The organism is Halolactibacillus alkaliphilus, from assembly GCF_900115465.1.
Lineage (GTDB): Bacteria > Bacillota > Bacilli > Bacillales > Amphibacillaceae > Halolactibacillus > Halolactibacillus alkaliphilus.
This window is the reverse complement of the sequence record NZ_FOWN01000013.1, coordinates 1-24,967: the sequence shown is the minus strand read 5'-3', so window position 1 is coordinate 24,967 and position 24,967 is coordinate 1. Positions and strand designations below refer to the sequence as shown.

Genomic DNA, 24,967 nt, shown 5'->3' with positions numbered 1-24,967 from the left:
ATTTATCGTTTTGGACGAAAAAGTCGCTTCCATGTAAAAAAAGAATTTTAGGTAAGGGGTAAAATTATTTCTTATTTGGCTTTAAAAAAAGCACAACATGTATCCTTTGCCAAACGACTTACTCTATGCCCTGTGCCAGGTTCTTTAATGAAGTGCACGTGTCCTTGATAGTCTTTGCTCTGTCTTAATTCTTCTGTAAACTGTTCTGTCAAATGGAACGGGACATAGTTATCCACTTCACCGTGCCAAATGAATAAGTCTCGATGATTTAAAGTGGTCAAATCCTGACTTAGATCAAGCGTTTCGATATGTTCTAACAAACGTGCTTCTTCGGCTTCTGTCAATGGAAAGTCATCTTTTTTCATATCAGCCGTGATATAGTGGTAAAAATCTGTCAGCTTAGCTGTACCCATCAACATCGCCGCTTTTTTAATGTATGGATACTTTTTCACAGCAATTGCTGTTATAATCCCTCCCATACTCGTCCCACCTACGTATAAATGATTGGCAGATGGCGCATAGGTATCCAAATACCACTGATAGATTTTCGATAATTTTTGACTTGTCACATCAATGATTTCAAAAAAACGTCGATTTTGTTCTTCTCTTGATAATCGATCTGATTTGCTGTGGCAATAAGCATCAGGTAAAATCACACGAAATCCAGCTTCAACAAGCTGATACGCGAGCGGGAGCTCATCAATACCCTCACCACCTACACCGTGGTAGTAGACAATCGTCTCTTGCGGTTTTTCATGATTAAGTTCTGGTTCACAAATCGTCAACCATTGGTCATCCAATTTTTGCTTTTTAACTTGCATCCCTCTACCTTCTTTCCTCTAAATTAGTATGTAACATACGCTTCATTTGTTTATTTTAACATTTTAAGTGAATTTCTACCACTACTATGCGCGTTAGGAAGTGGGCGAGAACCCACGCAACGTCAGTCAGGGATCGTCGACATGATGTTTACTTTACATCTCGTCATTTTTTCTTTAAACTTATATCTAGAACTGGAGAGTGAAAACATGAAAAAACATTTAATTGCCTTAGACTTAGATGGCACATTATTAACATCGACTCAAACAATTAGTAAGAGAAATAAAGCGGCTATTAAAAAAGTCCGTGAACTTGGTCATACGGTTGTCATCGCAACAGGGCGTCCACACCGGGCAAGTATTGATTATTATCATGAATTAGCACTTGATACACCTATGGTAAATTTCAACGGGGCGCTCCTGCATCACCCAACCAATCCAAAGTGGCAAGCGTTACATTCACCACTCGGTGTACGTACCGCAAGAAAAATTATTCAGACCTGTTATGAATTTGAAGTAAAGAACATTATGGCAGAAGTTAAAGATGACGTCTTTCTAGATCGCTATGATGAAGAGATTTTGACCATTTTGCACACGCAAAAAGAAGAAGATCCTATTACAATCGGCAGTTTAAAAAATACACTTAAACATGACCCCACATCCTTACTCATTCATCCGAAGGATGAACATGTTGAGGCATTACGTCAAAAACTTGATGATGATCATGCTGATGTAATTGAACATCGTAAGTGGGGTGCTCCTTGGAATATGATTGAAATTGTTCGTGAAGGGATGAATAAAGCTGTTGGTTTAAAGCGTATCGCTCACTACTACCACATCGACCAAGCAAATGTCGTGGCATTTGGTGATGAAGATAATGATTTGGAAATGCTTGACTATGCTGGGGTAGGAGTGAAAATGGCAAACGGCAATGCCTGTCTTGATGCCGTTATTAATGAAACAACGGCGACAAATGATGAGGATGGAGTCGCTAAATTTTTAGAAACATATTTTGATTTTACTTAAGGAGGCTTAACATGACCATTCTAGTTGAACCAACGCCAAACCCACAGGCGAAGAAATTCACTTCTCCTAAACAAATGTTTGCTGGTAATAGTAGTTATCCTTTACACAAAGGGGAGACAAGTAATTACGCTATATTAAATGACTTATTAGTCATAGATGGGGTAGATAATGTCTTTGGTTATCAGTATTTTGTCACCATTATTAAAGACACTCACACATCATGGGAAGACCTGACGCCTAAGGTCAAAAATATAATGACACACTACGGCTATGACCAACTATAAACAACAAAGGAACCGCAAACATCTCCGGATGACTTTTGCAGTTCCTTTGTCATTTTGGGTGATAAGACCTCTTTCTCAAAAATACATACGAATTTTAGACGGCGGTCATTTCATATTAATAGTTTAAATTCACAAGGATTCCTAACCGTTTTCCTTCTGTAATCGCATCCGCTCGAGATGTGACATGTAATTTCTGAAAGATTTTCGTTAAATAACGTTCAACTGTTCGTTTACTCACATGAATTTCAGCAGCAATTTCATCATTCGAATGACCCTTTTCTACATATTGAAGCACCTCATGTTCAACATCTGTTAAGGACACTTGTTGCCCACTACCAATCATAACCTTTTGGTCATCTCGTTTTAGTGTATTTAGCCACTCTTGAGGCACAACAGCTAAGTCATGCAGGGCACACATTACCGCATAAATTAATTGATCATTCGAAAAGTTTTTACTGATGAAGCCAACTGCCCCTAATTGAACAAGTTTATTAAAATACGCCGTCGTATCATAACCTGTGTAAATAAGGATTCGTGCATTTGACTGATACTCTCTAATGTTTTGCGTTAAATCAATGCCATTCATTTTAGGCATATGCAGGTCCACAATAAATAAATCATAGTCATGGGACTTCACTCTCTCAAGCGCCTCCGCACCTGATGATACATAATCTACAGTTAAATCTCCTGATTCCTCTAATAAACGTTTCGTTCCTTGTCCGACAATTTTATGATCATCTACAAGTAAAATCTGATAAGGCATCCTATCACTCCTAACTATATGGAATATAAATATGAATGGTGACCCCTTCACCAATTGCTGATTTAAAATCAAAGCTTCCTTTAATACTTTTCACTCGCTCATTTAAAGCAAACAAACCAAGATGGTGGTCATCATCGGTCGCTTGTTGGGTTATATCCACACCAACCCCATCATCAAAATAATCAATAGTAATCCCTTGTTTCTTATTCATAATATCTAGTTTAACTGTACTCGCTTTCGCATGCTTATTTGCATTGGCTAATAACTCTTGTACAGCACGATAAATTAATAGCTTCATAAACCTTGATTGATGAAAAGACGCATCAATGTTTGTTGTTAAATAGAGTTTACTATTACATTGTAATTCGAATTTTTCAATCAGTTCTTTTATTGCTTCTAAAAGCCCCACCTCATCAAGAATCGTAGGATATAAATGTCTCGTTGTTTCACGAATATCATAGATAACATCTTGCAGGCGCTCTTCTATCGCTAAATAATCGCTACTCGTAGCCGCTTTAGATTTCCTCAACGTTTCTAAATCTCGTTTTAACACAATCAAATCTTGTAAAAACGTATCGTGTAAATCTAACGCCAGTTGCTTTCTTTCAATTTCAGACCATTCAAAAAGCAACCGCGACAGCCACTCCATATTCTCATGGTGCTTTGCTTGTTCTAGCTCTTCTAACAAATCTTCAATACGTGTTCTGTTCTCTAACGCTAAGTTAACAAATTGAACAAGTGTAGAGACATAATTCAATTGATCTTGATTCAATAGTTGTTTTGGCTGAAAGAAGAAAACAAATAATTCCCCTTTATAATTATTTATCGGAATCGCATAAAGACCAAAACGTCCAACTAACTTCCCAACATCCAGTCGATAATGTCCATAGTAGTCTAATAATGGTATATAGCGATCTGGAAGGACTAAACTATTTTTATCAGGCATCAGCATCGCTTGATGCTTAAGTATCTTAAAATGTTCTAAAGGGATAACTTCTTTGACTTCTCTTACAAAACTTTGAATAACATCACCTCGCGTATGATGTGTTTGTAAATGCGTACTGAAACGATAGTAACTGGCTTGAAAATCATTGGTTGAAACGAATAACTGCGGTTTAAAATAATGTTCTATTTGTTTTTTCACAAAGAACAACCCTAAAATGACCATTAAAGTATAAGAAAACAAGCTGAACTCTTTTCTAAATTGAAACGAGCTTTCAAACAACATTAGGTGCAGTAACGTTAACACAGCTGATAAAAAAGTCGAGATAATAAAATAGTAAGGTAACTTTTTAATTTGCACTCTTAATAAATACAGCTGATTAGTTAAAATCATATACATTAAGCCTGCTGGTATAAAGAAGACAAAGATATTCACATACTCAAAAGGAATGATGCCTTCACCAATCACGAAATATGGGATAATGTAAAAAAGGATATACGGCACGACGCCAAGACCAATCGCATAAAACAAACCATATAATGTGTCTTTATCCGATTCTCTTGATAGTTGCGTTAAACCATTAACCATCTGAACAAGAATCCAAAAGACACTGATACTAAAAGCCGGTAAAATCAAATCATTGATATCTAATTGGTCATAGACAAAGAATGAGAAAACAATCGTAATTCCGCTAAATAAATAGAGAGATTGCACCATCCACCAGTTAAACCAAACCGCTTGCTTTTGTTTGAAAAACTCGTAAACAAAATGAAAAAAGAGACTTGGTGCAATTAAAAAACTCGTCACGAGTAAAAATTCAGCTAAAATATTCAACTTAATCTCAAGGCTGGATGCATTATACGCGATGCTAATGACAAACATCGTTAATGTAATTAACACCGTACTTAAGTCATGTTCTTTACGCTTAATATTTAAATAAGCAAACAGTAGACTAATAAGAAAATAAAGTGTTGGAAGAATTAAATAAAAGAAATATTGCAAAAATACGTCCGGAACATAACGCACACGATAAGATAAAAGACGATAACCTCTCTCAACTGTCAGTGTTGAAGCGCCTTCAATCTTCATGTTGCGGATAACCGTTGGAAACTTACTTGTTTCTATGTCATCAATAGAAACAATCACATCTCCTTCTAATATACCAACCGCCCTTGCCCATCCTAGTCGATGTAAATCAGAAACAGCATAAGAATTGCTTATTTCCTGTTGTTCAAGTGTAATACCAATAAACGGATCTAAATTATTAAAAAACAAATAGCTATGTATGATGATCGAAATGATTGTAATCTTTATCATCAACTGAGGATATGTAATTAAAACACGCCTTTTCATATAAATTATCGCTCCAATCACAACGCGTAGTTCTTCTATTATAACGCGTATTAAATGTAATGCAGGTAAAAGATTAAAATAATGCAGAAAAAAAGCTCGGACATTAGCGTCACGAGCTTTTACCTTAACATTACCGAATTGTCGAAATATAGCCATTAGGGGAGGTAATGTTTTTCCTATGTAGTGACATAGTGTTTACTTCTTTTATAGTGTAACATAATCTTTTTTAAGAAGAACCGACAACATGTAATAACATTCCGCCACGTGGTGTCGGTTTACCATTTTATCAATTTTTTAACTCTATTTAATCCAATTGTTCTTTTCTGAAGAAGCCAAAAACGCCGGCTGTTTGAACAATATTCGTAAATGCCTCAGGATCTGTTTCATATATAATCCGTTCTAAATCATATAGCTCATAGCGAGTAATAACGACAACAAGCATAGATTTATCCTCTTTTGTATATGCTCCTCTAGCAGGTAAAATGGTGATGCCCCTTACGACTTGTTGGTGAATGGCCGTTGAGAGTTCCTCTGTCTTCTTTGTCACAATCATTGCGGTAACCTTCTCATGGCGTGTATGAATGCCATCGATGACTCTGGTTGCTACATATAAAGCGAGTAGAGTATAAAGCGCATTTTCTGGTTCATTTAAAACACCCGCGAAGAAGATAATAATACCATTGACGATCATCAAGTAAAGGCCGATTGGACGATCTTTCATCCGAGAAAGTATCATAGCTAGTATATCTGAGCCACCCGTAGACGCCCCCCACTTTAGAGTGATGCCAACAGCAAATCCACCAAGTACTCCTCCAAATACCGCGTTCAACATGATATCATCTGAAAAACTGTACACCGGAATAATTTCTAAGAAAAATGTAGACATACCGACTGATAGCATACTGTATAGGGTGAAATGCTTACCAACTTTAAACCATCCCATCAGAAACACAGGAATATTTAAGAGTAACAGCAAGATACCTGTCGAAATAAAATCAATACCAAAAAATTGACTAAAAACTGTTGATAATAATTGAGCGATACCGGTAAAACCACTCGCATAGACGTCTGCACTAATAAAGAAGAAATTCAGTGCAATCGCATTGATAAGTGCCCCAATTATCACAATCACTATACGTTTAACTTCAAATAAAAACACACGATAACCCCCTAAATAAATATCAATATTAAAAAAGACCTATGGTTATTATACGGTACCCCAAGAAGCCTTTTATTACACATTTGTATCATTCATTGAAAAACCTTTGACGAACACCACCCTACACTATAAACTAGATAGTAATAGGATGCAAATCTTTTTTCATTTGTCCTACAAGGAGGGAATTTATATGACAGTTCACATTATCGCAGACTCTGCCAGTGATTTGAACAAAGAAGATTTTTCATCGCTTGGCATTACACGTGTAAGTTTATCCGTCATACTTGACGATCAAACTTATTCAGACGGTGAAAATATCGAACCAATTTATGTTTATGATGAAATGCGTAGTGGGAAATCCCCAAAAACTTCACAAGTTACACCCGATCAATTTGAACGTGTATTTAAAGACTACGCGAAGAACAACGAACCGTGTCTATACTTAGCGTTTTCTTCTGCTTTATCTGGTACTTATCAATCAGCCACCATTGCTCGCCAAGCTGTCCTTGATGAATATCCAGATGCCGATATTCGCGTTGTTGATACACTCTCTGCTTCTTTTGGCTATGGATTAGTCGTTAGAGAAGCAGCCCGACTCGCTAATGAAGGACATACCCTTGATGAAGTGGTTGCGCAAAGTAGCTATTATGCAGAGCATATGGAGCATATTTTCACGGTAGATGATTTAGAATATCTATACCGCGGTGGCCGTGTTTCTAAAACGGCTGCTTTTATGGGTACCTTACTAAAAATTAAACCGATCTTACATGTCTCAGAAGGAAAATTAATCCCATTGGAAAAAATACGTGGTACTAAAAAAGCGTATAAGCGCTTACTTGATATGATGGAAGAACGCAGTGTAGATTTAAAAGACCAGATCATCGGCATTAGCCACAGTGATTGTTTAGAAAATGCTGAAATGCTTGCTGATGAGATAAAATCACGCTTTCACGTTAAAACAGTGGACATTAGAATGATTGGTGCTGCCATTGGATCACACACGGGTCCTGGTACTATCGCCATCTTTTTCCCTAGCAAACCGATTCACTAGCACTTATTTTCATATTTTATTGACCCTAGCCACGGTGCTAGGGTTTTTCTCTATCCTTTACTCCGTTCATTCTAAGGTATTTCTTGCATGTGATGTCCTTATGAGTATAAGTATAAAATGTTTACTCCTATCGTCCATTGAGCGCTCTAAACAGAAAGAATCGGTCTCAGTCGCACCAATCAACTAGGAGATAAGTAATTTATTTCAGCTATCGGTCTCTCACGCCACCGTATGTATGAGTCCTAATAAGGCGTTTCAGCGATGTAAGTATCTTTTCATTTATGAGCGCGCCTGAATTGACTTGCCTAAAAGTACAGTTTTAAACTTTTCATACCCCATATCCACGACGTTTTCTATATCTCGTTCTCACATGTTTCCAGTCTTTTCTATGATACAGACAGGGATACATCGACCTCTTTGTATTCCAAAGTTGTTATTGTTCAGCCCTTCTGAACTTACGTTTCTACTATGACGGCTGCTGACTTCTCTACCTTCCGTTTCATATCACTATAAAGGTTAAGTATAATGATAGCGACCTTCCCAGGTAAGGGTAGTCACTTTCGATTCACGTCACTGCTTTATATACTCGATGGAATTTCGATGAGTATTGGACTTCACTTTGTTACGTAAGTTTATCCATTCCACCGAGCCTTCATATGAAGTTTCTGTTTGTCAGTGCAAGTGTTTGCGTCCAGCTTCCTTTAGATTCTCCCTCACAGAAGACACCTTTACCATTGGCTAACAGTTCCTGCTGCCAAACCTGCAGTCGACTTTCACCACCAAGTTACTACCTATGCCAGACGCACATTAAAAAACCGTGAGGAAGTATCCTCACGGTAAAATGTCTGTATTGTTAGTTTACACGACGTACGTGACCACTAAATGTGTTTGCCCAGTAGCCTGATGTCATATCTGCGATCGCAACACCAGTAGATGATTGTGAACCAATAAATTTACCATTTCCAACATAGATACCAACATGACCATTTGTTTTGTATGTGTTAAAGAATACTAAATCACCTGGTTGTACTTGGCTATAAGAAATCTTTGTTCCTGTACCAGCTAGTCCTGATGTGCTGCTTGGAATATGGATGCCTTCTTGTCTAAATGCCCAAGAAACATAACCTGAACAGTCGAACAATCCACGCGCGATATCTGATTGAGAGCGTCCGCCCCCAAATTTATATGTTGAATTTCCAATATAACGGTATCCAACTGAAATAATATTGCTCCTATTTCCACTTCCTGCACTTACTGTAGGTGCTGGCGTTGATGATGCATTTGATGAAGATTGTGTGTATTGAGATGGGCTAGATAATGCTGTTGCAGCTGCTGCTGCTTCGCGTTCACGCGCACGGATATCCTCAATCATTTGATTAATTTCACTTGCTTCTAACTGCAACTCACTTACAATAGCTTCACTTTTAGTTTTTTGTTCTTCTAATGTATCAATATTATCTTGATGTTGCTCTTTTTGTTCTTTTAACTGTGCTTGCATTAATTCTAATTCTTCCATTGTAGCTTCGAGTGTTGTTAACTTTTCCTCAACCTCTACTTTTTTAGCTTCTACTTCATTTTGTGCTTCGGCAATTTGCTCAAGTAATCTTTGATCAGATTGGGTAATTTTATTAATCATCGTCACACGATCAATAAAATCTAAGAAACTTTCAGCACCGAAAATAACTTCGATGTAGCTTACAGTTCCACCATTTTTCTGTAAAGCAACTGCACGGTCTTTTAAAATATCACGACGTTTTAAAATATCTTCTTCTAAATCGGCAATTTCTTCTTCTAAAGTGGCGACTTCTGCTTTTGTTTGATCAATCGCTTCTGTCGTTTCTGTGATTGTTGCTTCGTTTGCTTCAATTGCTTCATTCGTACGATCAATTTGATCTTCTAAAGCAACCATTTCTTCTTGAAGTGCTTCTAATTCTTCTCTTTTTTCAGCAAGTTCGGTTTGAACCGCTGCACGCTCTTGTCTTAACTCTTCTTCTGTTTGTGCTGAAACGTCTTCATTTAAGAGAGGTGAAGCAGCAAGTAGACTTGATGAAACAATAAGACTTACAAGGATTTTTTTACCAAACACAGACATTCACTCTTTTCTATTAAGTATTTTTGTGATTTATTTATAGCAGAACCTTTATTTGTAATCGTTACCAAGATTCCTTCATTGATTTTTCCTCAGTGACGCTAGTATAACACTTAAAGGTGTCAGGCAAATTTTAATTGTATTACATTTATGTTACAAAGTTCATGAGCTCCCCTAAATTTTCTGACTATTTGACTAGTTTAAAAGTACTTAAGACACGAAAAATCAAAAAAAGAACCATAAGTGCACACATGAGCGCCACACTTATGGTCCTTTTTAATTATACAATGTATGGATTGTCTCTAACCCCTCAACAAGCGTTTTAACTGCGACTTGTCCTGGAGCTGAAGCAACGGATACCGTTCCAAAAGTAACAACCGAGCCAGACCACTCACCCACTAGTCGACTAAGCGCACCAGTTTTGCCCATGGACATTGTAATGATTGGACAATCCAACTGCGCATTTGCTTCAATAGATATTTGTAATAAACGTAAGACATCTTGTTTTGAATGAGGCATCACCGCAAGTTTTACAATATCTGCGCCTTCAATATGTAACTCTTGTAATATCTCTTTACCATCAGCTAATGTCGGTGTATTGCTAAAGTCATGATAGGAATGAATCACTTTGATTCCTTTTGATTTTGCTCTTACCATGAGATTCTTTTTATTAGGTATGTTTCTTTTGTATTCCAGATCAATTAAATCAATCACACCTGAATCAATCGCACGTTTATAGCTTTTTTCGTAGTCAATTGACTCATATGGCCATTGACCTCCCTCTTCCTTCGTGCGGATCGTGTAAATAACAGGCCTATCCTCTTTTACTAACAAATCAAATACAAGGCTTTGATCATCTTTATAGTAATCTGCTCGCCATTCAATTAAGTCAATACCACCACACTGTGTGTCATTCCATGCGCTGACAAAGTCTTTAAATGTTTCAGCAACGATCGCCACACACACTTTGGGTTGGCTTAACTTTTCAAGCTTTAATCCTTTAATTTCCACTTTAGACGCCTCCCAGCTAATATCGTCTATTAAAAGTTCACTTATCTGCACTGATAGTTCCCACAGCTAAAGCAGTGGGCTTGTTTCGACGGAATTCTGTGACTGTATCATCTGTTTTTGTTTTGATTATTCAGATTTTTAATTATAACATAACTAACTGTAGCATGAACAAAAAAAGCGCTTAATCGACGTCGATTAGCCACTTTTTTTGTCTTATTTTCATGATTTTCTATTTATCGAGTAACCAATGATAAATGATACCTTGTAATTCACCAGTTACTTCTACTTTATCTTCTGTTGGTTCTAGATACATACGCGTTGTCATAACGTATGCACCATCATTTACAAATACTTCTAGTGATGACCGATCAAGAAATAGTTGGAGTTCTGAGAGTTTTTCTAACTTAATTTGACGCTGACCTCTCCCGTGACCTGATGCTCCAAGTGCTAATGTAAGCAGTTGTGTTGTCGTGTCATAACTCAGTGACACGTCTTTACGTATGCTGATTTCCAGTTGCGTAACTGTATCAAACGTGCAGTGCAGTTCCGCTACTTTACCGGTGAAGTACTCATAAGCACCCTCTGTTATATTTACTACCCGCTGCTCTTCATTTTGCCTTAGCTGCTGATAATTAGGATGTGGTCGTTGGATTAAGTTTTGATTCTCTACAGTCAACACACGTGGCAACGTCATCGCATGTTGCCAACCATGGTCTACTGGATTTTGATATTCTGCATCAGGCAACCCCATCCAAGCCCACATTACACGACGACCACTCTCATCTTCAAAGGTCTGTGGCGCATAAAAATCAAAACCACGGTCAAGTTCTATAAAGTCTGATTTGGGATCAAATGTGACATTCTCCCAATCAACATCTCCAATATAATAGCCTGATTGGTAGACGTTTTGGTATTGAAGACCATCCTCGGCAAGCCCTTGAGGTGAGAGAATCAGCACTTCCTGATCATTTAATGAGAAGAAATCCGGACATTCCCACATATATCCCATACCTTCTAGTGGCCCTAAAAATGAACCGTGATACGTCCAGTCGGTTAAATTATCAGAACGGTACATCACAACAAGTCCTTGACTCTTTAAATCTCTAGCGCCCAGTACCATGAAATATTGATCATCGACTTTTCTAACTTTTGGATCTCTTATATGATTACTTAAAAAAGATGGATAAGCGTTTGAATCCATAACAACACGCTTCTTCTCAATGGTCATGCCTCCGTCATAGCTCACGGCGTGCACTGTATTTTGTTCACGACCAGATGTGATATAATCATGTTCCCCTAAATGCTTAACATTTCCCGTGTAGAAATAATGAATCTCTTCTCCTTCAACAAAGGCGCTTCCAGAATATACACCATGTAAGTCATATGGTTGATCTGGTAAGAGTGCTAAACCTTCATCTTTAAAATGAACCAAATCCGTTGATGTATAATGCCCCCAGTATTTTAATCCGCCTAATGCATCATACGGTGAGTATTGATAATATAAGTGATACACACCATCAACTTGACAAGCACCGTTAGGATCATTTAACCAACCTGTAGGTGGCATCACGTGAAAAGCTAAAGCATATGGATCTGTATCATCATGTTGTAAAGACGTCATCATGTCTTCATAGCGTTTTTTCATTTCGTCATGTAAAGGATTCACTTTACTCATCCCCCTTTAATTATTTTCTATATACTTTGTGTCATTTCCCCTATTTCGTAACCAATGACGTCACGCATTATTGTCCATCTTATCAATAAAGACATGTGTGTCGTCAATCGATGGCAACGACTCCACCGCACCATGTTTTGTTGTCGTTAGTGCTGCAAAGGCATTACTAAAGGTAAGCATTTTTCTATAATCTTCTTCAGTTAACACGTCTTGCCTCTCTCTTTTCGTAAGTTGATGTATAAATGAGCCAATAAAAGCATCTCCAGCACCTGTTGTATCTATTGCCTCAACCTTAAACCCACCATGTGAAACAGTGAAGTCTTTTGTTAAAAGCATAGCACCTTTTTTACCTTTAGTATAGATAACCCGATTGACTCTCCCTTGAAATAATGATTGAAGTGCCGCTTCTTCGTCTTCTATTCCTGTAATAAATGTAAGTTCCTCATCCGATACTTTCACAATATCTGCAAGGGGAATAAAGGATTGTATAGTGTCTCGACACGAGGCTTCATCAGGCCAGAGCGGTAGACGAACATTCGGATCAAAACTAATAACAGCCCCATGTCTAACGGCATCCTCAATAACTTGCTTATGTGCATATTTCACTGGTGCTTCAATCAAATCTACCGAACAAAAATGTAATATATCACCCGATTCAAACGGAATGTCTGCCACTTCGTCTTTTGAAAGTAACATATCCGCACTCGGCTTCCGATAAAATGAAAAATCACGTTGACCATCTTTTTTTAATGAAACGAACGCTAGTCCTGTATTGGCTTCAGCGGTTTTAAACACATAGCGTGTATCGACGCCATAAGTTTCTAATTGTTCAGTAATGTGATCTCCAAAAGCATCTCGACCTAATTTAGAAATAAAATGACTCTTTCCACCCAATTTACTTACTGTCATTGCAACATTTGCCGGCGCACCACCCATGACACGCCTAAAGCTAGGTACGTCTTTTAAATCCGAATCTGTCACACTCGGAATAAAATCAATTAACGCTTCACCTATACTATATACTTTTTTCATCTAAGCCACATCCTTACATATCATGTATTTAAAGTTATTTATGCCGATTAAACAATGATTATTCTAAGCTCAAAACCACTGCATTATGCTAATTTATACCCGTATCAGTGCTTTCTTACACATCCTCACATGCAACATAAAACTCAGAAGAAGGGTACAGGGCAAAGGCCCTATACCCTTCTTCAAGCTATGCGATTAGTTAATCTCATTTCTAATACTTTGTGATTGAATCCTTACAAGGATAAACCCTACGGCAAACGCAACAGCAATGACAATGAGGTATTGCGCAAATACCCAGAAACTACTTGTATAAAGTAACAGACCTGGAATAAATGTAATTCCCATACCTGTACCTGCAAGTCCTAGAATGGAAGTCATTAGACCACCCGCTGCCCCGCCAATCATACCAGAAATAAATACTCTGAAATGTCTTAAGTTAACACCGAATAAAAGTGGTTCTGTTATACCAAATAACGTTGATGCTGTAGAAGATAAGGCATTACTTCTTTTAACCTTATTTTTCATAAGTAATGCTGTAGCAATTGCTGCACCAAATTGACCAGCCATACTTGCCGTAATTAATGTATTTATAACGTTTTGCCCTGTATCATTTAGTAAGCTAATTTCAATGATTGATAATGAGTGATGCAATCCAGTAATAACGAGCAACTGTTGGAAAGCAGCAAATATGACGTAACCAATACCAAGTGGTGCTTCAATTAAAAAGATAATTGATTCAATGACACCACGCTCAACAACTTGAAGAATAGGACCTAAAATAAAGAGCATGACAGTAATTGTTACTGTTAAACTTACAAAAGGTGTCACAACTAAATCCATCATCTCTGGAACAACTTTACGTAAGACTTTTTCTAATTTAGAAATCATATAACCTGCGATAATTGCGGGAATAATTGAACCTTGATAACCTACTAAACCTATACCGAAAACTGTCATCGGATCAGCATCGCCACCAGCTACTGCCCAAGCATTAGGAAGTTGAGGCGCTACCATCATTAAACCAACAACAATACCGATAATAGGGTTACCACCGAATTTACGGGTCGCACTATATGCAATAAGTACAGGTAGGAAGGCAAAAGCTGTATCTGTTAACATACCAAAAAGTGCTAAACCGGAATCACCGAACTCTACTCCTAGTTCTAACAATAATCCACGAATCCCCATAAGTAAACCCGTTGTAACTAACGCCGGAATAAGAGGCACTAGAATATCAGCTAACGTTCTAATCACGCGTTGAGCAGGGCTTAAATTTTTATATACATCTTCTTTAAAATCACCACTTGATTGCTCTGAATCTCCCATCACTTTCTTCAAGTCATCATAGACAGCGTTTACTTTACCTGTCCCAAAAATAAATTGATGTTGACCTGTGTTAAAGAAGTAACCTTTTGATTCTGGTATTTCTTCAGCCATTTCTTTTTGCACCTTGCTATCATCTTTTAATATAATACGTAGACGCGTCGCACAGTGCTCATAATTTTTAATGTTATCTTTACCACCAACAACTTCAAATAACTTATCAAGCGTTTGTTGATACTTCATCTCGTTCGCCTCCTAATTTTGTATAAAAATATATGATGACATACTGGGTATTCCCTGGTATGGTTCATCCTAATCCTACTTTTTTCAAAAAACTGAAATCGATTTCACCTTTCGTTAAAAAGAACAGCATGTTCTTTTTAACCACGTACTACCGGATGTTTTTTACCGAAGCACGTTTCTTTAATTCAAATGTCGTCATTAAGCACTCGCCTTTTGTACGTACACGATGTATTAAATCAAACACGACTTCTGCGGCCATCTTCCCACTCGTTTTGAATGTATAGTGGACAGTCGTAAGCGGTGGATTTAAGTATTCAGCTAGTTTTATGTCACCTATACCAACAACAGAGACGTCTTCAGGTACGCGGTAACCTTTATCAAGTAATGCGTGTGTCGCACCAATAGCTAAGTGATCCGTAACGGCATACACTGCTGTTGGTATTTTCTTTTCTAGCACTTTATTCATCATTTGATACCCTGTATCAATATCAAAGTCACCAATCGCCATGAGTTCTTCATCAACTTCAAGCCCATGATCTTTTATACAATCCAAATACCCATTTTTTCTAATTACACCAACCGCTTTATCTTTTTCACTGACACCGATAAATGCGATAGCTTTATGACCTTGACTTATTAAATAGGCTGTCATCTGATAACTAGCTTCATAGTCGTTATGAATAATCGATGTATACCCAAAAACTTCCTGACCTAAAATAACAATTGGCACTGTGAGTTTGTCCATCACTTCCAAATGTCGGTCGGTTATCTCTGTCCCCATCATGACGATGCCGTCCACTGATTTATTAGAAAGAAACTTAAGGTAGTTAATTTCCTCTTCAATATCTAAGTCGGTATTCGCAATAAGTACTTGATAACCATGTGCTTTGGCTACTTCTGTTACACCTGAAACAACACGACTAGCAGTCTCTGTGCTTATTTTAGGCACAATTACACCTAGCATATGAGATTTTTGATTTTTTAATGATTTAGCAATGGAATTCGGCTGATAATCTACCTCTTTAATGACTTTCAGTACCGCTTCTCGTTTCTCATCTTTTACATAGCCATTGTTATTCATTACACGTGATACTGTCGCTGGAGACACCCCTGCTAACTTTGCGATATCTTTAATTCGCATCTGTTTCACCTCTCAAGTTGTCGATTGGTGAAATAACTGAAATCGATTTCACATTCATATTATATCAAATCAATTCTCAGTGTCAATAGGTTTCAACAAAATAATGTATCCGTTTTCATTATTTTTATCGCATTAAGGCGAGAAGACACCTTCCTCAAACATTCGTTAGAATGTTTTGTGGGGGTAGTTCAATTTTAGATTACTTATGATCATACCTCAGAAAAAATAATGCACGATGCATGAGCAAGCCTTCTTGAGTGATCGTTCATTTCTAAGCACACATCGACGAGATCTGACTTAATCCTCCTTACGCGCATGTAGCTCTCGTTACTTTTCCAACATACTCATCCAACGTCAACACCCTCATGACTGAAGTCACGAGGGTCCTCGACTACTACCTAAAGCTATATTCATCAAAAAAAACTATCTTTTTTATCATACGAACAAATCTCGAATGGGATATATGGATTTAAAATTTAAGCAGAGAAACTCTCTCCTTAATTCAATGGCAAAATAAACTTGACCATACCCTTTTAATCACTGATTCATAACATAGAGCCTTTATCCTCATTACTGACATCAACAATTTCATAAATGTGATAATATTCTTTTGATTGTTGTTCCCAATCAAAGTTCGCCAAAAAGGCTTGTTTAACAAACTTTTCAAATCGCTTCGGCTCTTCATCATATATCCGTTTCGCTCGTTTGATTTGTTCGAACATCCGGTGCGCATTGTATTCATTAAAGATAAACCCGTTACCCTCATCTGATCCGTCTTCAATATGGGTAATCGTATCATTTAATCCACCTGTTCGATTCACAACAGGTAATGTACCATATTTAAGGGCAATAATTTGACTTAACCCACACGGTTCCACCCTTGATGGCATTAAGAATAAGTCACTAGCGGCATAGATTCTTGACGCAAGCGCATTACTGAATGCTAAGTGAATAGAGGTTTGATCTGGGTAGCGCGACTGCACATATTTAAAGAACTCCTCGTAATGATAATCTCCTGTACCTAATACAACGAGTTGAATATCAAGCGCCATTAACTCCTCAATCATGCGTTGAACGAGGTCAATTCCTTTTAATTCAACAAGACGTGAAACCATACCGATTGTTAATTTACTTGGATCTAGACCTTGCTCTTTCAGAAAAGCAGCCTTATTTTTCTTTTTACCCTCTATGTCGTTATAAGGAAAAGCTAACGCTTTATCTATCATTGGATCAAAGACATCATAATCGACACCATTTAAAATACCTGTCATTTTCCACTTCACGTCACGAATAACACCATCAAGCCCTTCACCAAAGTAAGCATGCTCTAATTCTTTCGCATACGTTGGTGAAACTGTAGTCACGTAATCTGAGTAGTAAATACCTGCTTTCATAATGTTGATCGCACCATTAAACTCTAATTCTGACGTGATGTCTGCTGGGTATAGACCAAGGATTTCATATAAGGTTTCTACTCCGTAAATCCCTTGATATTTGATATTATGAATTGTCAGTACTGTTTTCACTTGGTGGGCACAACCTGGGTAGCCTTGCTTTTTCAACAGCATTGGGATCGCAGCCGTTTGCCAATCATTACAATGAATAATGTTCGGGCAAAAATCATATTTCGGAATAAACGAAAGAATCGCCTTGGAGAAGAATAAGAAGCGTTCTGCTTCATCAAAATAACCATACAACCCTGGTCGACCAAAATAATAATCGTTTTTAATAAAATACCAAAAAACATTGTCGTGTTTTAAGTAATATAATTCACACTGTTGATGACGCCAGTTTAATTGAACAGTAAAATCGCCAATTTTCTTCATTTTTCGCTTATATTCGTCAGGAATATCTTGATAAAGTGGCATAACCGCTCGAATATCCACATTGTTTTTCCGTAAAGTTTTTGGTAAGGACCCAGCCACATCACCTAATCCACCACTTTTCGCGAAAGGAAAAGCTTCAGATGTTGCATATAATATTTTCAATGTTTTCCCTCCTATTACGCGCGTTTTTGAATTAAGATCGGCTCTTTTGTCGTACTTGTAATAAATTCGCCCCTCTTAACAACAGCATTTTTATCTAAAATGGCATTGACAACAACTGCCTCCGGTTCTACGACAGCACCTTGCATAATGACGCTGTTTTTAATTTTTGCCCCTTCATGAATCGTCGCATTTCGAAATACAATACTATCCTCTACTGTACCATTCACAATCGCACCGCTTGCGACTAAGGCTTTTCTAACGTGGGCATGCTTGCCATACACTGTTGGGTGATTATCTTTGGCTTTTGTATAGACTTTTCGCGTTTGCTTAAACAGTTCTTGATTTACTTCACACTTTAGTAAGTCCATTGAGCATTCGAAATAGGCTTGAATAGAATTAATGATCTTCACATAACCCGGAACATTATAAGCTCTTACACGACAGTCACCCAAACACTGATCGACCAGTTCAACAAAATCTACAAGCCCTCGTTTTTCAGCTTCGTCTAGGATATCCATAAACAATTGGCGATTGATTATGAGTGAATCAATAAATAATTCACCTTTTTTATTTTTCTCATTACCATAGATAATTTCTTTAACATCTTGATTTTCAATCACAAGACGCACTTCTTTGTTTTGAATCTCTCCATCATAATCTTTTTTATATAGTAAGGTAATATCAGCTTTATCAGCTTCGTGTTTAGCTAAAATATCTTTTAAATCAATGTTACTCACAACATTGGTTCCGCTTAATACGATATATTCAACATCGTCTGATAGCTTATTAAAGAATTCACGGTTATCAACGAAATCTTGGATGGAAATTCGACTTACTTGCCCAATTTTCGCTGAACGGTCACCTTGTAGAATGAGTAAGTCATTACTTTTTCTACTCAAATTCCAGTCTTGGCCCTGTTTTAAGTGATCCACAACGGATCGATAATTATATGACCCTATGACACCCACATATAAATCTTGTGCCATATTCACTAAGTTAGAGAGTGGAAAATCAATGAGGCGATATTTACCTCCAATCGGAATCGTATGAATACTTCGATGCCTTACAAGTGCGTCTAAATCGAGTTGATTGGAACTATTGATGATAACACCTGCTATTTTTTTCATGATTGACCCCCTCCAACGTGTAAGGTTATTTTTCCATCTTTTGTTCCGACAGATTCATTTGAAAGTACCGTCACATCATCGGCCACAATGGCACGTCGAATAATGGCCCCACTTTTAACAGTGACATTACCAAAAATAATAGCATCCTCTATAACAGCACCTTCTTCAACAACGACGTCATGAGCAAGAACAGAACGAGATACACGCCCATTAATATAACATCCATCAGCTATTAAACTATTATATATACTTGATTTTTCACCTACAAAGTGCGGGTCACGGTTCTCATTATTTGAAAAGACCCGGAGCCGCTCGCTTGTCAAATCTAAGTCATCTCTCGTATCAAGTAAATCCATGTTGGCTTGATAATAACTTTCAACAGTACCAACATCCCGCCAGTAACCGTCAAATGTATAGGCGTATAGTTTCTTGCCTTCTTCTAATAATGTTGGAATCACGTCATGACCAAAATCTTTCGTAGACTCAGGATTCTGATGATCTTTTTCTAAGGCTTCTTTTAACACAGACCATTTAAAGACATAAATACCCATAGAGGCTAAGTTGCTTTTTGCCTCTTTCGGTTTTTCTTGAAACTCAGTAATTTTAAAGTCAGCATCTGTGTTCATAATACCAAACCGGAATGTTTCTTCCCACGGGACACGACGAACACAGATCATTAAATCAGCATCTTTTTCGCGTGCTTCTTGGATCATAGGACGATAATTCATTTGATAAATATGGTCTCCTGAAAGAATGACGACATATTCTGGATCATACATATCAATGAATTCAAAATTTTGATAAACCGCATCTGCAGTCCCTCGATACCAATCAGAATATGGCGGAAGTATATACGCACCTTGATTCACTTTATCAAGCGCCCAAGCATTGCCGTTACTAATATAACGATTCAATAGAAGCGGTCGATATTGCGTCATAACCCCGACAGTATAAATCTCTGAGTGGAAACAATTACTTAAACTAAAGTCAATAATACGGTATTTACCACCAAACATCACACCTGGTTTAGCATTATGTTGTGTTAAATCTTCTAGTCTTGTTCCCTGTCCTCCAGCGAGTAACATCGCAATTGCATCTGTTTTTTTCATCTGAATTCCTCCCCCGTTATTGAATAAATCTATTTAACTTACTCACCTTCAACACTCGGTCGATAGTGAGCAAATAACACACATACACTTCTTGCTTTTACTTCCAAATGGGTTGATTCTAATACTTCTAGATGTTCTTCCATTACAACAGCCTGATCCGTTATTTTTGCGGTATCGATATGGCATTGCCAGTGATAATCTTTCGGTAAGACAGGCAACTCTAATATATGATCTTCCCAGTGGCTATTAAAGGCAATATAACAATAATCGTCAAGATTATCTTCGGCAGTACGCCCACTAAACATCACCGCAATGACCCGCTCTGACGCCTGGTCTGACAAATACCACGGATTGACACCGTGCTTTGAATATTGTGGATAGCCACTTCTAGGTGGGTTTGTTTGTGAACGCAGAATAGGATGTGCTTTTCTTATTTTGATTAATTTCTGAACAAATGAGACCATGTCGTGATTTTTTTCTAAGTATGTCCAATCTACCCAAGAGATGTCATTATCTTGGCAGTAGGCGTTATTATTTCCTCGTTGCGTTCGTAAAAACTCATCCCCTTGCGATAACATCGGCGTTCCCCTACTCATAAGCAGCAGGGTAAAAGCATTGCGAATCATTTGGTGGCGAAGGTTTAAAACATCAAGATTATCAGTCTCTCCTTCAATGCCGCAATTCCATGAAAGGTTATGGTTATCACCATCTGTGTTATCCCAGCCATTAGCTTCGTTATGCTTTTCGTTATAACTGAATAAATCATAGAGTGTAAACCCATCATGACACGTAATAAAATTAACACTCGGTGAGTTTTCCCTTCGTCTTGGAGAGTATATATCGACAGAACCCGCAATTCGGTCACAAACCGTATGAGCAATTTCCGCATCTCCTTTTAAGAAGCTTCTGATATCATCACGATACTTACCATTCCATTCAGACCAGCGATTCCAATCAGGAAAAGTCCCGACCTGATAGAGCCCCCCCGCATCCCAAGCCTCAGCAATTAATTTCACATTAGCTAATATTGGATCAAATGCTAAGTTTTGTAGAAGTGGCGGATTGTTCATTGGTGAACCATCTTCATTTCTCCCTAAGATGGAAGCTAAATCAAAACGGAAACCGTCGACGCGGTACTCAATCACCCAGTGTCTGAGGCAATCAATAATCATTCGCCTAACAATTGGGTGATTACAATTTAGTGTGTTACCACAACCACTAAAATTGAAATAATGACCATCGGGAGTCAACATATAATAGACACTGTTATCGAATCCTTTTAGATTAATGCTAGGGCCTTGTTCATTTCCTTCAGCTGTATGATTGAATACGACATCTAAAATCACTTCAATCCCATTATCGTGCATTTTTTTTACAAGTTTTTTTAATTCTGTGCCTTCGTGATTATATTCATGACTGGAGTTATAGGCTGTATTAGGTGAGAAAAATGAAACGGGATTATAGCCCCAATAGTCATAGAGTTTTTTCCCATCATGATGACGCATGCCACTCATTTCATCAAATTCAAATATCGGCATCAGTTCTACGGCATTAATACCGAGTGATTTAAGATAAGGAATTTTTTCAGCCAAACCGTTAAAAGTCCCTGGATATTCTACACCTGCGCTTTTATCTTTGGTAAATCCACGCACATGAAGTTCGTAAATGATGAGATCTTCCATTGGAATCATCGGTGCTCGAGACTTTTTCCAATCAAAATCACTCGCAACAACGCGGGCACGGTAGCTCATTCCGTAAGGGGGTTTTTTCCCCCAGTCACTTTGACCGCTCACAGCTTTCGCATAAGGGTCCAGTAACACATTGGTGTCATCAAAAATATGACCTTTTCTAGGGTTGTAAGGCCCGTCAACGTAGTAGGCATATTCAATCTCCTCGATATCTAAACCAAAAACAATCATCGAGTACACATTACCCACCCGATACGACTCTGGAAAAGGCAAAATAACAAAAGGTTCTTCCGCACGACGTTTGTATAAGGCAAGTTTAAAACTGGTCGCATGTTTGGAGTGAACAGTAAAACTCACACCACCTGGAATAACAGTGGCACCATATTCATCGAAAAATCCTGGTCGCACTTTATAGCCATTCACTTCATCAATTGGCCCTAACCTTTTCATATATTGTTCTAGAAAAAGGGAGTAGGGTTCCATTAATTTCATCTTCTTCTTTGTCATCGTGTTGTGCCCCTTCAAATTCGACATATGATTAAGCATGTGTCTATTGCTTTTTTCGTAACGCCTTTTTCTTTTTAATTACTAGACCTTCTAATCCTTCTAAATTGATTGGAAGTGAATAATCTTGTCCATGCATCTTCACCGGCTCTGCTTTAATATAGCTATAACGCTTGATTCGATAAGGTGCATGTTTTGTTGTAAACATTATTCGGTATTCTCCCGGTTCTTCAACACCTACACGAAAATCATTGTATGTGACAGGTGTGAAATTAAGAACCACCGTCAATGCATCATCGGATGATTTTCTCGCATAAACATAAATGCTTTGATCGCGATTATCGGCATCAATCCACTTAAACCCAGATGGGTCATGATCTTTTTGATATAAACTTTTTTCCTGTATATATAGACGATTTAACAAACTGTTAAATTGACGGTGCTCTTCATGTTTTTCATAATCTAGTAAGAACCACTCAACAGGCTCGTAATAACGCCATTCGATAAACTGAGCAAACTCATTGCCCATAAAATTAAGCTTTTTACCTGGATGTGTCATTTGATATAACATCAGTAATTTTAATGTTTTAAACTTATCTTCATATTCACCTGACGGTTTATCTATGAGGGCTTTTTTTCCATGTACAACTTCATCATGCGAAAAAGGTAAAATGAAATTCTCACTGTATCCATAATGCATTGAAAAAGTGATTTTATCGTGACTGCCTTTTCTAAAGAGAGGATCTAATTCAATATAGTCAAGCGTATCGTTCATCCATCCCATCTTCCATTTATAATTGAAGCCAAGGCCCCCAGACTCGATTGGGTGTGTAACCATTGGCCAACTCGATGATTCTTCTGCGGCCATAATCGCAAACGGGTAACGCTTAAATATTTCTAAATTTAATTCTTTAAGAAATTGAATGCCCCATAAATCCTCATCTCCACCCTGTTCATTTTTATATGGACTATGATCAAGGCCAAAATTTAAATGCAAAATAGATGTGACACCATCTACTCTTATACCATCTATATGAAATTTCTCGAATAAGAAACAAGCATTAGAAATAAGGAAATTACGCACTTCACTTTTATAGAAATTAAATTTCTTTGTCCCCCACTGTGGATGGTCAATGTCTCCATATAATTCTGTTCCATCAAAAAACATCAACCCGTGTTCATCACGGCAAAAGTGACCAGGTACCCAGTCAAAAATCACGCCAATACCTGCTTTATGACAAGCATCAATTAAATACATCAAGTCACTTGGGTTCCCGTAACGACTTGTCATACTATAATAACCTGTCACTTGGTACCCCCACGAACCATCAAAGGGATGTTCATGCAGTGGGAGCACTTCAATGTAGTTATAGTGCATCTCTTTTAAATATGGGATCAACTGATCCGCGATTTCACGGTAGTTATAAAAACTTGCGGGATCAACAGACTTGAACGCTTCATTATCAAATTTCCCTACCTCTTTCATTCGCCAAGAACCTAAATGCAATTCATAGATATTGATTGGTTCTTCGTAGGGGGTGAAATGTTGCCTTTTTTCCATCCATTGATTGTCTCCCCATTTATATGTATCTAAATCAAAAACAACCGAGGATGTCTCTGGTCTAACTTCAGAATAAAAAGCATAAGGATCTGCTTTATAGATAGCACGCTTATCAGGTAAAAACAATTTATATTTATACACTTCACCCGTTGTAATCCCTGGGAAAAACCTTCCCCAAACACCAGTAGTTGTAACCTGTTCCATTGGATCGGCTTGGTCATTCCAATAATTAAATGAACCTACAAGCGATACAGCTTCTGCATTAGGTGCCCAGACTAAAAATAGGACACCTTCTTCACCATCATAAGTGAAAGGATGTGCTCCAAAATAGTCATAGCTATTATAAAGCTGGCCAAGATGAAATTGTTCTAACTGCCTTTTTACGTCATTTGATAACTGCATAAGATCCCCTGCTTTCATTTTTCTGTAAATTTTCCACACTTTTAAATCGGTACTCGTTTAAAAAGTTATAAATTTACAACTTATTAAAGCCAAACAGAATAAAACTAAGTAAATAGTCATAATTTATTCCACTTATCTAAATTGTAAAACAATTATGACGTTAAAACAACAATAAGTTGGATATTAAAGTTATTTAAACAAGTATTTAACATACTTTATTTCAAGAATAGTATCCTTTCTCTTAAAACTAACTAAGGTAAAAGAAACTAGTTACTCCTCCCCAAAATCACTTGGACATGTATGAGATTTTAGTATTCTATTCCCGATTAGGTATAAATGAAAACGTTTAAAAAAGGAAGCTGAATCAATTTCATAATTGCTCTTTTTAAAAAATCAAACACGACCAGAATTTCAATATTTGTCTTAAAAATTTTTTATGCTATTTGATATTGCTTTAGGAATGAGCCTAAACGATCTGCTGCTAGTTTTGATGCATTATAAATAAGCGTCACTAAATCAAAGTGAGCTTTTGCACGTTTTCCTGTACGGTAACGAACATTATTAAGCTGGAAAAACTCCTTAAGATAGCCATTTACTCTTTCGACAGAACTGCGACGTTTAGCAATCGTTTTCCATGCCTGCGAACCACGAGCAGGAGCTGAATATTTCCGAAGATC

The 24,967-nt window shown here is 37.5% G+C and carries 19 protein-coding genes; 3 read left to right on the top strand and 16 right to left on the bottom strand.

The window, feature by feature from the left end:
• Positions 1-71: 71 nt before the first annotated feature.
• Positions 72-821, bottom strand: a complete 750-nt coding sequence (locus BM163_RS06885; RefSeq protein ID WP_089801547.1) for an alpha/beta fold hydrolase — start codon at positions 819-821, stop codon at positions 72-74.
• Positions 822-1,028: 207 nt separating this feature from the next.
• Between BM163_RS06885 and BM163_RS06880 the strand changes: the two genes are divergently transcribed.
• Both BM163_RS06880 and BM163_RS06875 read left to right on the top strand, forming a co-directional pair.
• Positions 1,029-1,844, top strand: a complete 816-nt coding sequence (locus tag BM163_RS06880; protein ID WP_089801545.1) for a Cof-type HAD-IIB family hydrolase — start codon at positions 1,029-1,031, stop codon at positions 1,842-1,844.
• A gap of 11 nt (positions 1,845-1,855) precedes the next feature.
• Positions 1,856-2,128, top strand: a complete 273-nt coding sequence (locus BM163_RS06875; RefSeq protein WP_089801542.1) for a NifU N-terminal domain-containing protein — start codon at positions 1,856-1,858, stop codon at positions 2,126-2,128.
• A 115-nt stretch (positions 2,129-2,243) separates the two neighbouring features.
• On the opposite strand, the gene BM163_RS06870 is transcribed toward BM163_RS06875, so the two are convergent.
• The 3 genes from BM163_RS06870 to BM163_RS06860 all read right to left on the bottom strand — a co-directional run bounded on the left by BM163_RS06870 (position 2,244) and on the right by BM163_RS06860 (position 6,346).
• The gene (locus tag BM163_RS06870) at positions 2,244-2,891 is read right to left on the bottom strand and encodes a response regulator transcription factor (protein ID WP_089801540.1); all 648 of its coding nucleotides are present in this window, start codon (positions 2,889-2,891) and stop codon (positions 2,244-2,246) included.
• A 10-nt stretch (positions 2,892-2,901) separates the two neighbouring features.
• The gene (locus BM163_RS06865; protein WP_170243677.1) at positions 2,902-5,187 is read right to left on the bottom strand and encodes an ATP-binding protein; all 2,286 of its coding nucleotides are present in this window, start codon (positions 5,185-5,187) and stop codon (positions 2,902-2,904) included.
• Positions 5,188-5,491: 304 nt separating this feature from the next.
• Positions 5,492-6,346 (bottom strand): YitT family protein, encoded by an 855-nt coding sequence (locus tag BM163_RS06860; RefSeq protein WP_089801536.1) that lies wholly within the window; start codon positions 6,344-6,346, stop codon positions 5,492-5,494.
• Positions 6,347-6,536: 190 nt separating this feature from the next.
• On the opposite strand from BM163_RS06860, the gene fakB reads away from it, so the two are divergent.
• The gene (gene fakB / locus BM163_RS06855) at positions 6,537-7,397 is read left to right on the top strand and encodes a DegV family protein (RefSeq protein ID WP_089801534.1); all 861 of its coding nucleotides are present in this window, start codon (positions 6,537-6,539) and stop codon (positions 7,395-7,397) included.
• Positions 7,398-8,250: 853 nt separating this feature from the next.
• On the opposite strand, the gene BM163_RS14105 is transcribed toward fakB, so the two are convergent.
• The 12 genes from BM163_RS14105 to BM163_RS06795 form a co-directional block, all read right to left on the bottom strand.
• A complete protein-coding gene (locus BM163_RS14105; protein ID WP_089801531.1) occupies positions 8,251-9,483 on the bottom strand; it encodes a coiled-coil domain-containing protein in 1,233 nt (410 codons plus the stop codon).
• Positions 9,484-9,762: 279 nt separating this feature from the next.
• Complete coding sequence (gene aroD, locus BM163_RS06845) at positions 9,763-10,497, bottom strand: type I 3-dehydroquinate dehydratase (RefSeq protein ID WP_170243679.1); 735 nt, start codon at positions 10,495-10,497, stop codon at positions 9,763-9,765.
• A gap of 229 nt (positions 10,498-10,726) precedes the next feature.
• Complete coding sequence (locus tag BM163_RS06840; RefSeq protein WP_229675525.1) at positions 10,727-12,172, bottom strand: glycoside hydrolase family 32 protein; 1,446 nt, start codon at positions 12,170-12,172, stop codon at positions 10,727-10,729.
• Between the two features lie 60 nt (positions 12,173-12,232).
• Entirely contained in the window at positions 12,233-13,204 is a 972-nt protein-coding gene (locus tag BM163_RS06835) for a carbohydrate kinase family protein (RefSeq protein ID WP_089801525.1), read from the bottom strand.
• 195 nt (positions 13,205-13,399) lie between these two features.
• Positions 13,400-14,770, bottom strand: a complete 1,371-nt coding sequence (locus tag BM163_RS06830) for a PTS transporter subunit EIIC (RefSeq protein WP_089801523.1) — start codon at positions 14,768-14,770, stop codon at positions 13,400-13,402.
• A gap of 148 nt (positions 14,771-14,918) precedes the next feature.
• Complete coding sequence (locus BM163_RS06825) at positions 14,919-15,911, bottom strand: LacI family DNA-binding transcriptional regulator (RefSeq protein ID WP_089801521.1); 993 nt, start codon at positions 15,909-15,911, stop codon at positions 14,919-14,921.
• A gap of 545 nt (positions 15,912-16,456) precedes the next feature.
• A complete protein-coding gene (locus tag BM163_RS06820; protein ID WP_170243680.1) occupies positions 16,457-17,899 on the bottom strand; it encodes a glycogen synthase in 1,443 nt (480 codons plus the stop codon).
• Positions 17,900-17,913: 14 nt separating this feature from the next.
• The gene (glgD, locus tag BM163_RS06815; protein ID WP_089801518.1) at positions 17,914-19,026 is read right to left on the bottom strand and encodes a glucose-1-phosphate adenylyltransferase subunit GlgD; all 1,113 of its coding nucleotides are present in this window, start codon (positions 19,024-19,026) and stop codon (positions 17,914-17,916) included.
• Positions 19,023-20,135, bottom strand: coding sequence for a glucose-1-phosphate adenylyltransferase (locus BM163_RS06810; protein WP_089801515.1), 1,113 nt, complete (start codon positions 20,133-20,135; stop codon positions 19,023-19,025). The genes glgD and BM163_RS06810 overlap by 4 nt, the downstream gene beginning before the upstream one ends.
• 38 nt (positions 20,136-20,173) lie before the next feature.
• Complete coding sequence (gene glgX / locus BM163_RS06805; protein WP_218029755.1) at positions 20,174-22,330, bottom strand: glycogen debranching protein GlgX; 2,157 nt, start codon at positions 22,328-22,330, stop codon at positions 20,174-20,176.
• 43 nt (positions 22,331-22,373) lie between these two features.
• Complete coding sequence (gene glgB / locus BM163_RS06800; RefSeq protein WP_089801513.1) at positions 22,374-24,290, bottom strand: 1,4-alpha-glucan branching protein GlgB; 1,917 nt, start codon at positions 24,288-24,290, stop codon at positions 22,374-22,376.
• A gap of 434 nt (positions 24,291-24,724) precedes the next feature.
• On the bottom strand, positions 24,725-24,967 hold a 243-nt coding region (locus tag BM163_RS06795), incomplete at its 5' end, for a transposase (RefSeq protein ID WP_143088191.1).

Excerpts from the sequence above, each read along its gene's own strand:
- BM163_RS06885 (WP_089801547.1), bottom strand. The coding sequence starts at position 821 with ATGCAAGTTAAAAAGCAAAAATTGGATGACCAATGGTTGACGATTTGT.
- BM163_RS06880 (WP_089801545.1), top strand. The coding sequence starts at position 1,029 with ATGAAAAAACATTTAATTGCCTTAGACTTAGATGGCACATTATTAACA.
- BM163_RS06875 (WP_089801542.1), top strand. The coding sequence starts at position 1,856 with ATGACCATTCTAGTTGAACCAACGCCAAACCCACAGGCGAAGAAATTC.
- BM163_RS06870 (WP_089801540.1), bottom strand. The coding sequence starts at position 2,891 with ATGCCTTATCAGATTTTACTTGTAGATGATCATAAAATTGTCGGACAA.
- BM163_RS06865 (WP_170243677.1), bottom strand. The coding sequence starts at position 5,187 with ATGAAAAGGCGTGTTTTAATTACATATCCTCAGTTGATGATAAAGATT.
- fakB (WP_089801534.1), top strand. The coding sequence starts at position 6,537 with ATGACAGTTCACATTATCGCAGACTCTGCCAGTGATTTGAACAAAGAA.
- BM163_RS06840 (WP_229675525.1), bottom strand. The coding sequence starts at position 12,172 with ATGAGTAAAGTGAATCCTTTACATGACGAAATGAAAAAACGCTATGAA.
- BM163_RS06835 (WP_089801525.1), bottom strand. The coding sequence starts at position 13,204 with ATGAAAAAAGTATATAGTATAGGTGAAGCGTTAATTGATTTTATTCCG.
- BM163_RS06830 (WP_089801523.1), bottom strand. The coding sequence starts at position 14,770 with ATGAAGTATCAACAAACGCTTGATAAGTTATTTGAAGTTGTTGGTGGT.
- BM163_RS06825 (WP_089801521.1), bottom strand. The coding sequence starts at position 15,911 with ATGCGAATTAAAGATATCGCAAAGTTAGCAGGGGTGTCTCCAGCGACA.
- glgD (WP_089801518.1), bottom strand. The coding sequence starts at position 19,026 with ATGAAAAAAATAGCAGGTGTTATCATCAATAGTTCCAATCAACTCGAT.
- BM163_RS06810 (WP_089801515.1), bottom strand. The coding sequence starts at position 20,135 with ATGAAAAAAACAGATGCAATTGCGATGTTACTCGCTGGAGGACAGGGA.
- glgX (WP_218029755.1), bottom strand. The coding sequence starts at position 22,330 with ATGACAAAGAAGAAGATGAAATTAATGGAACCCTACTCCCTTTTTCTA.
- glgB (WP_089801513.1), bottom strand. The coding sequence starts at position 24,290 with ATGCAGTTATCAAATGACGTAAAAAGGCAGTTAGAACAATTTCATCTT.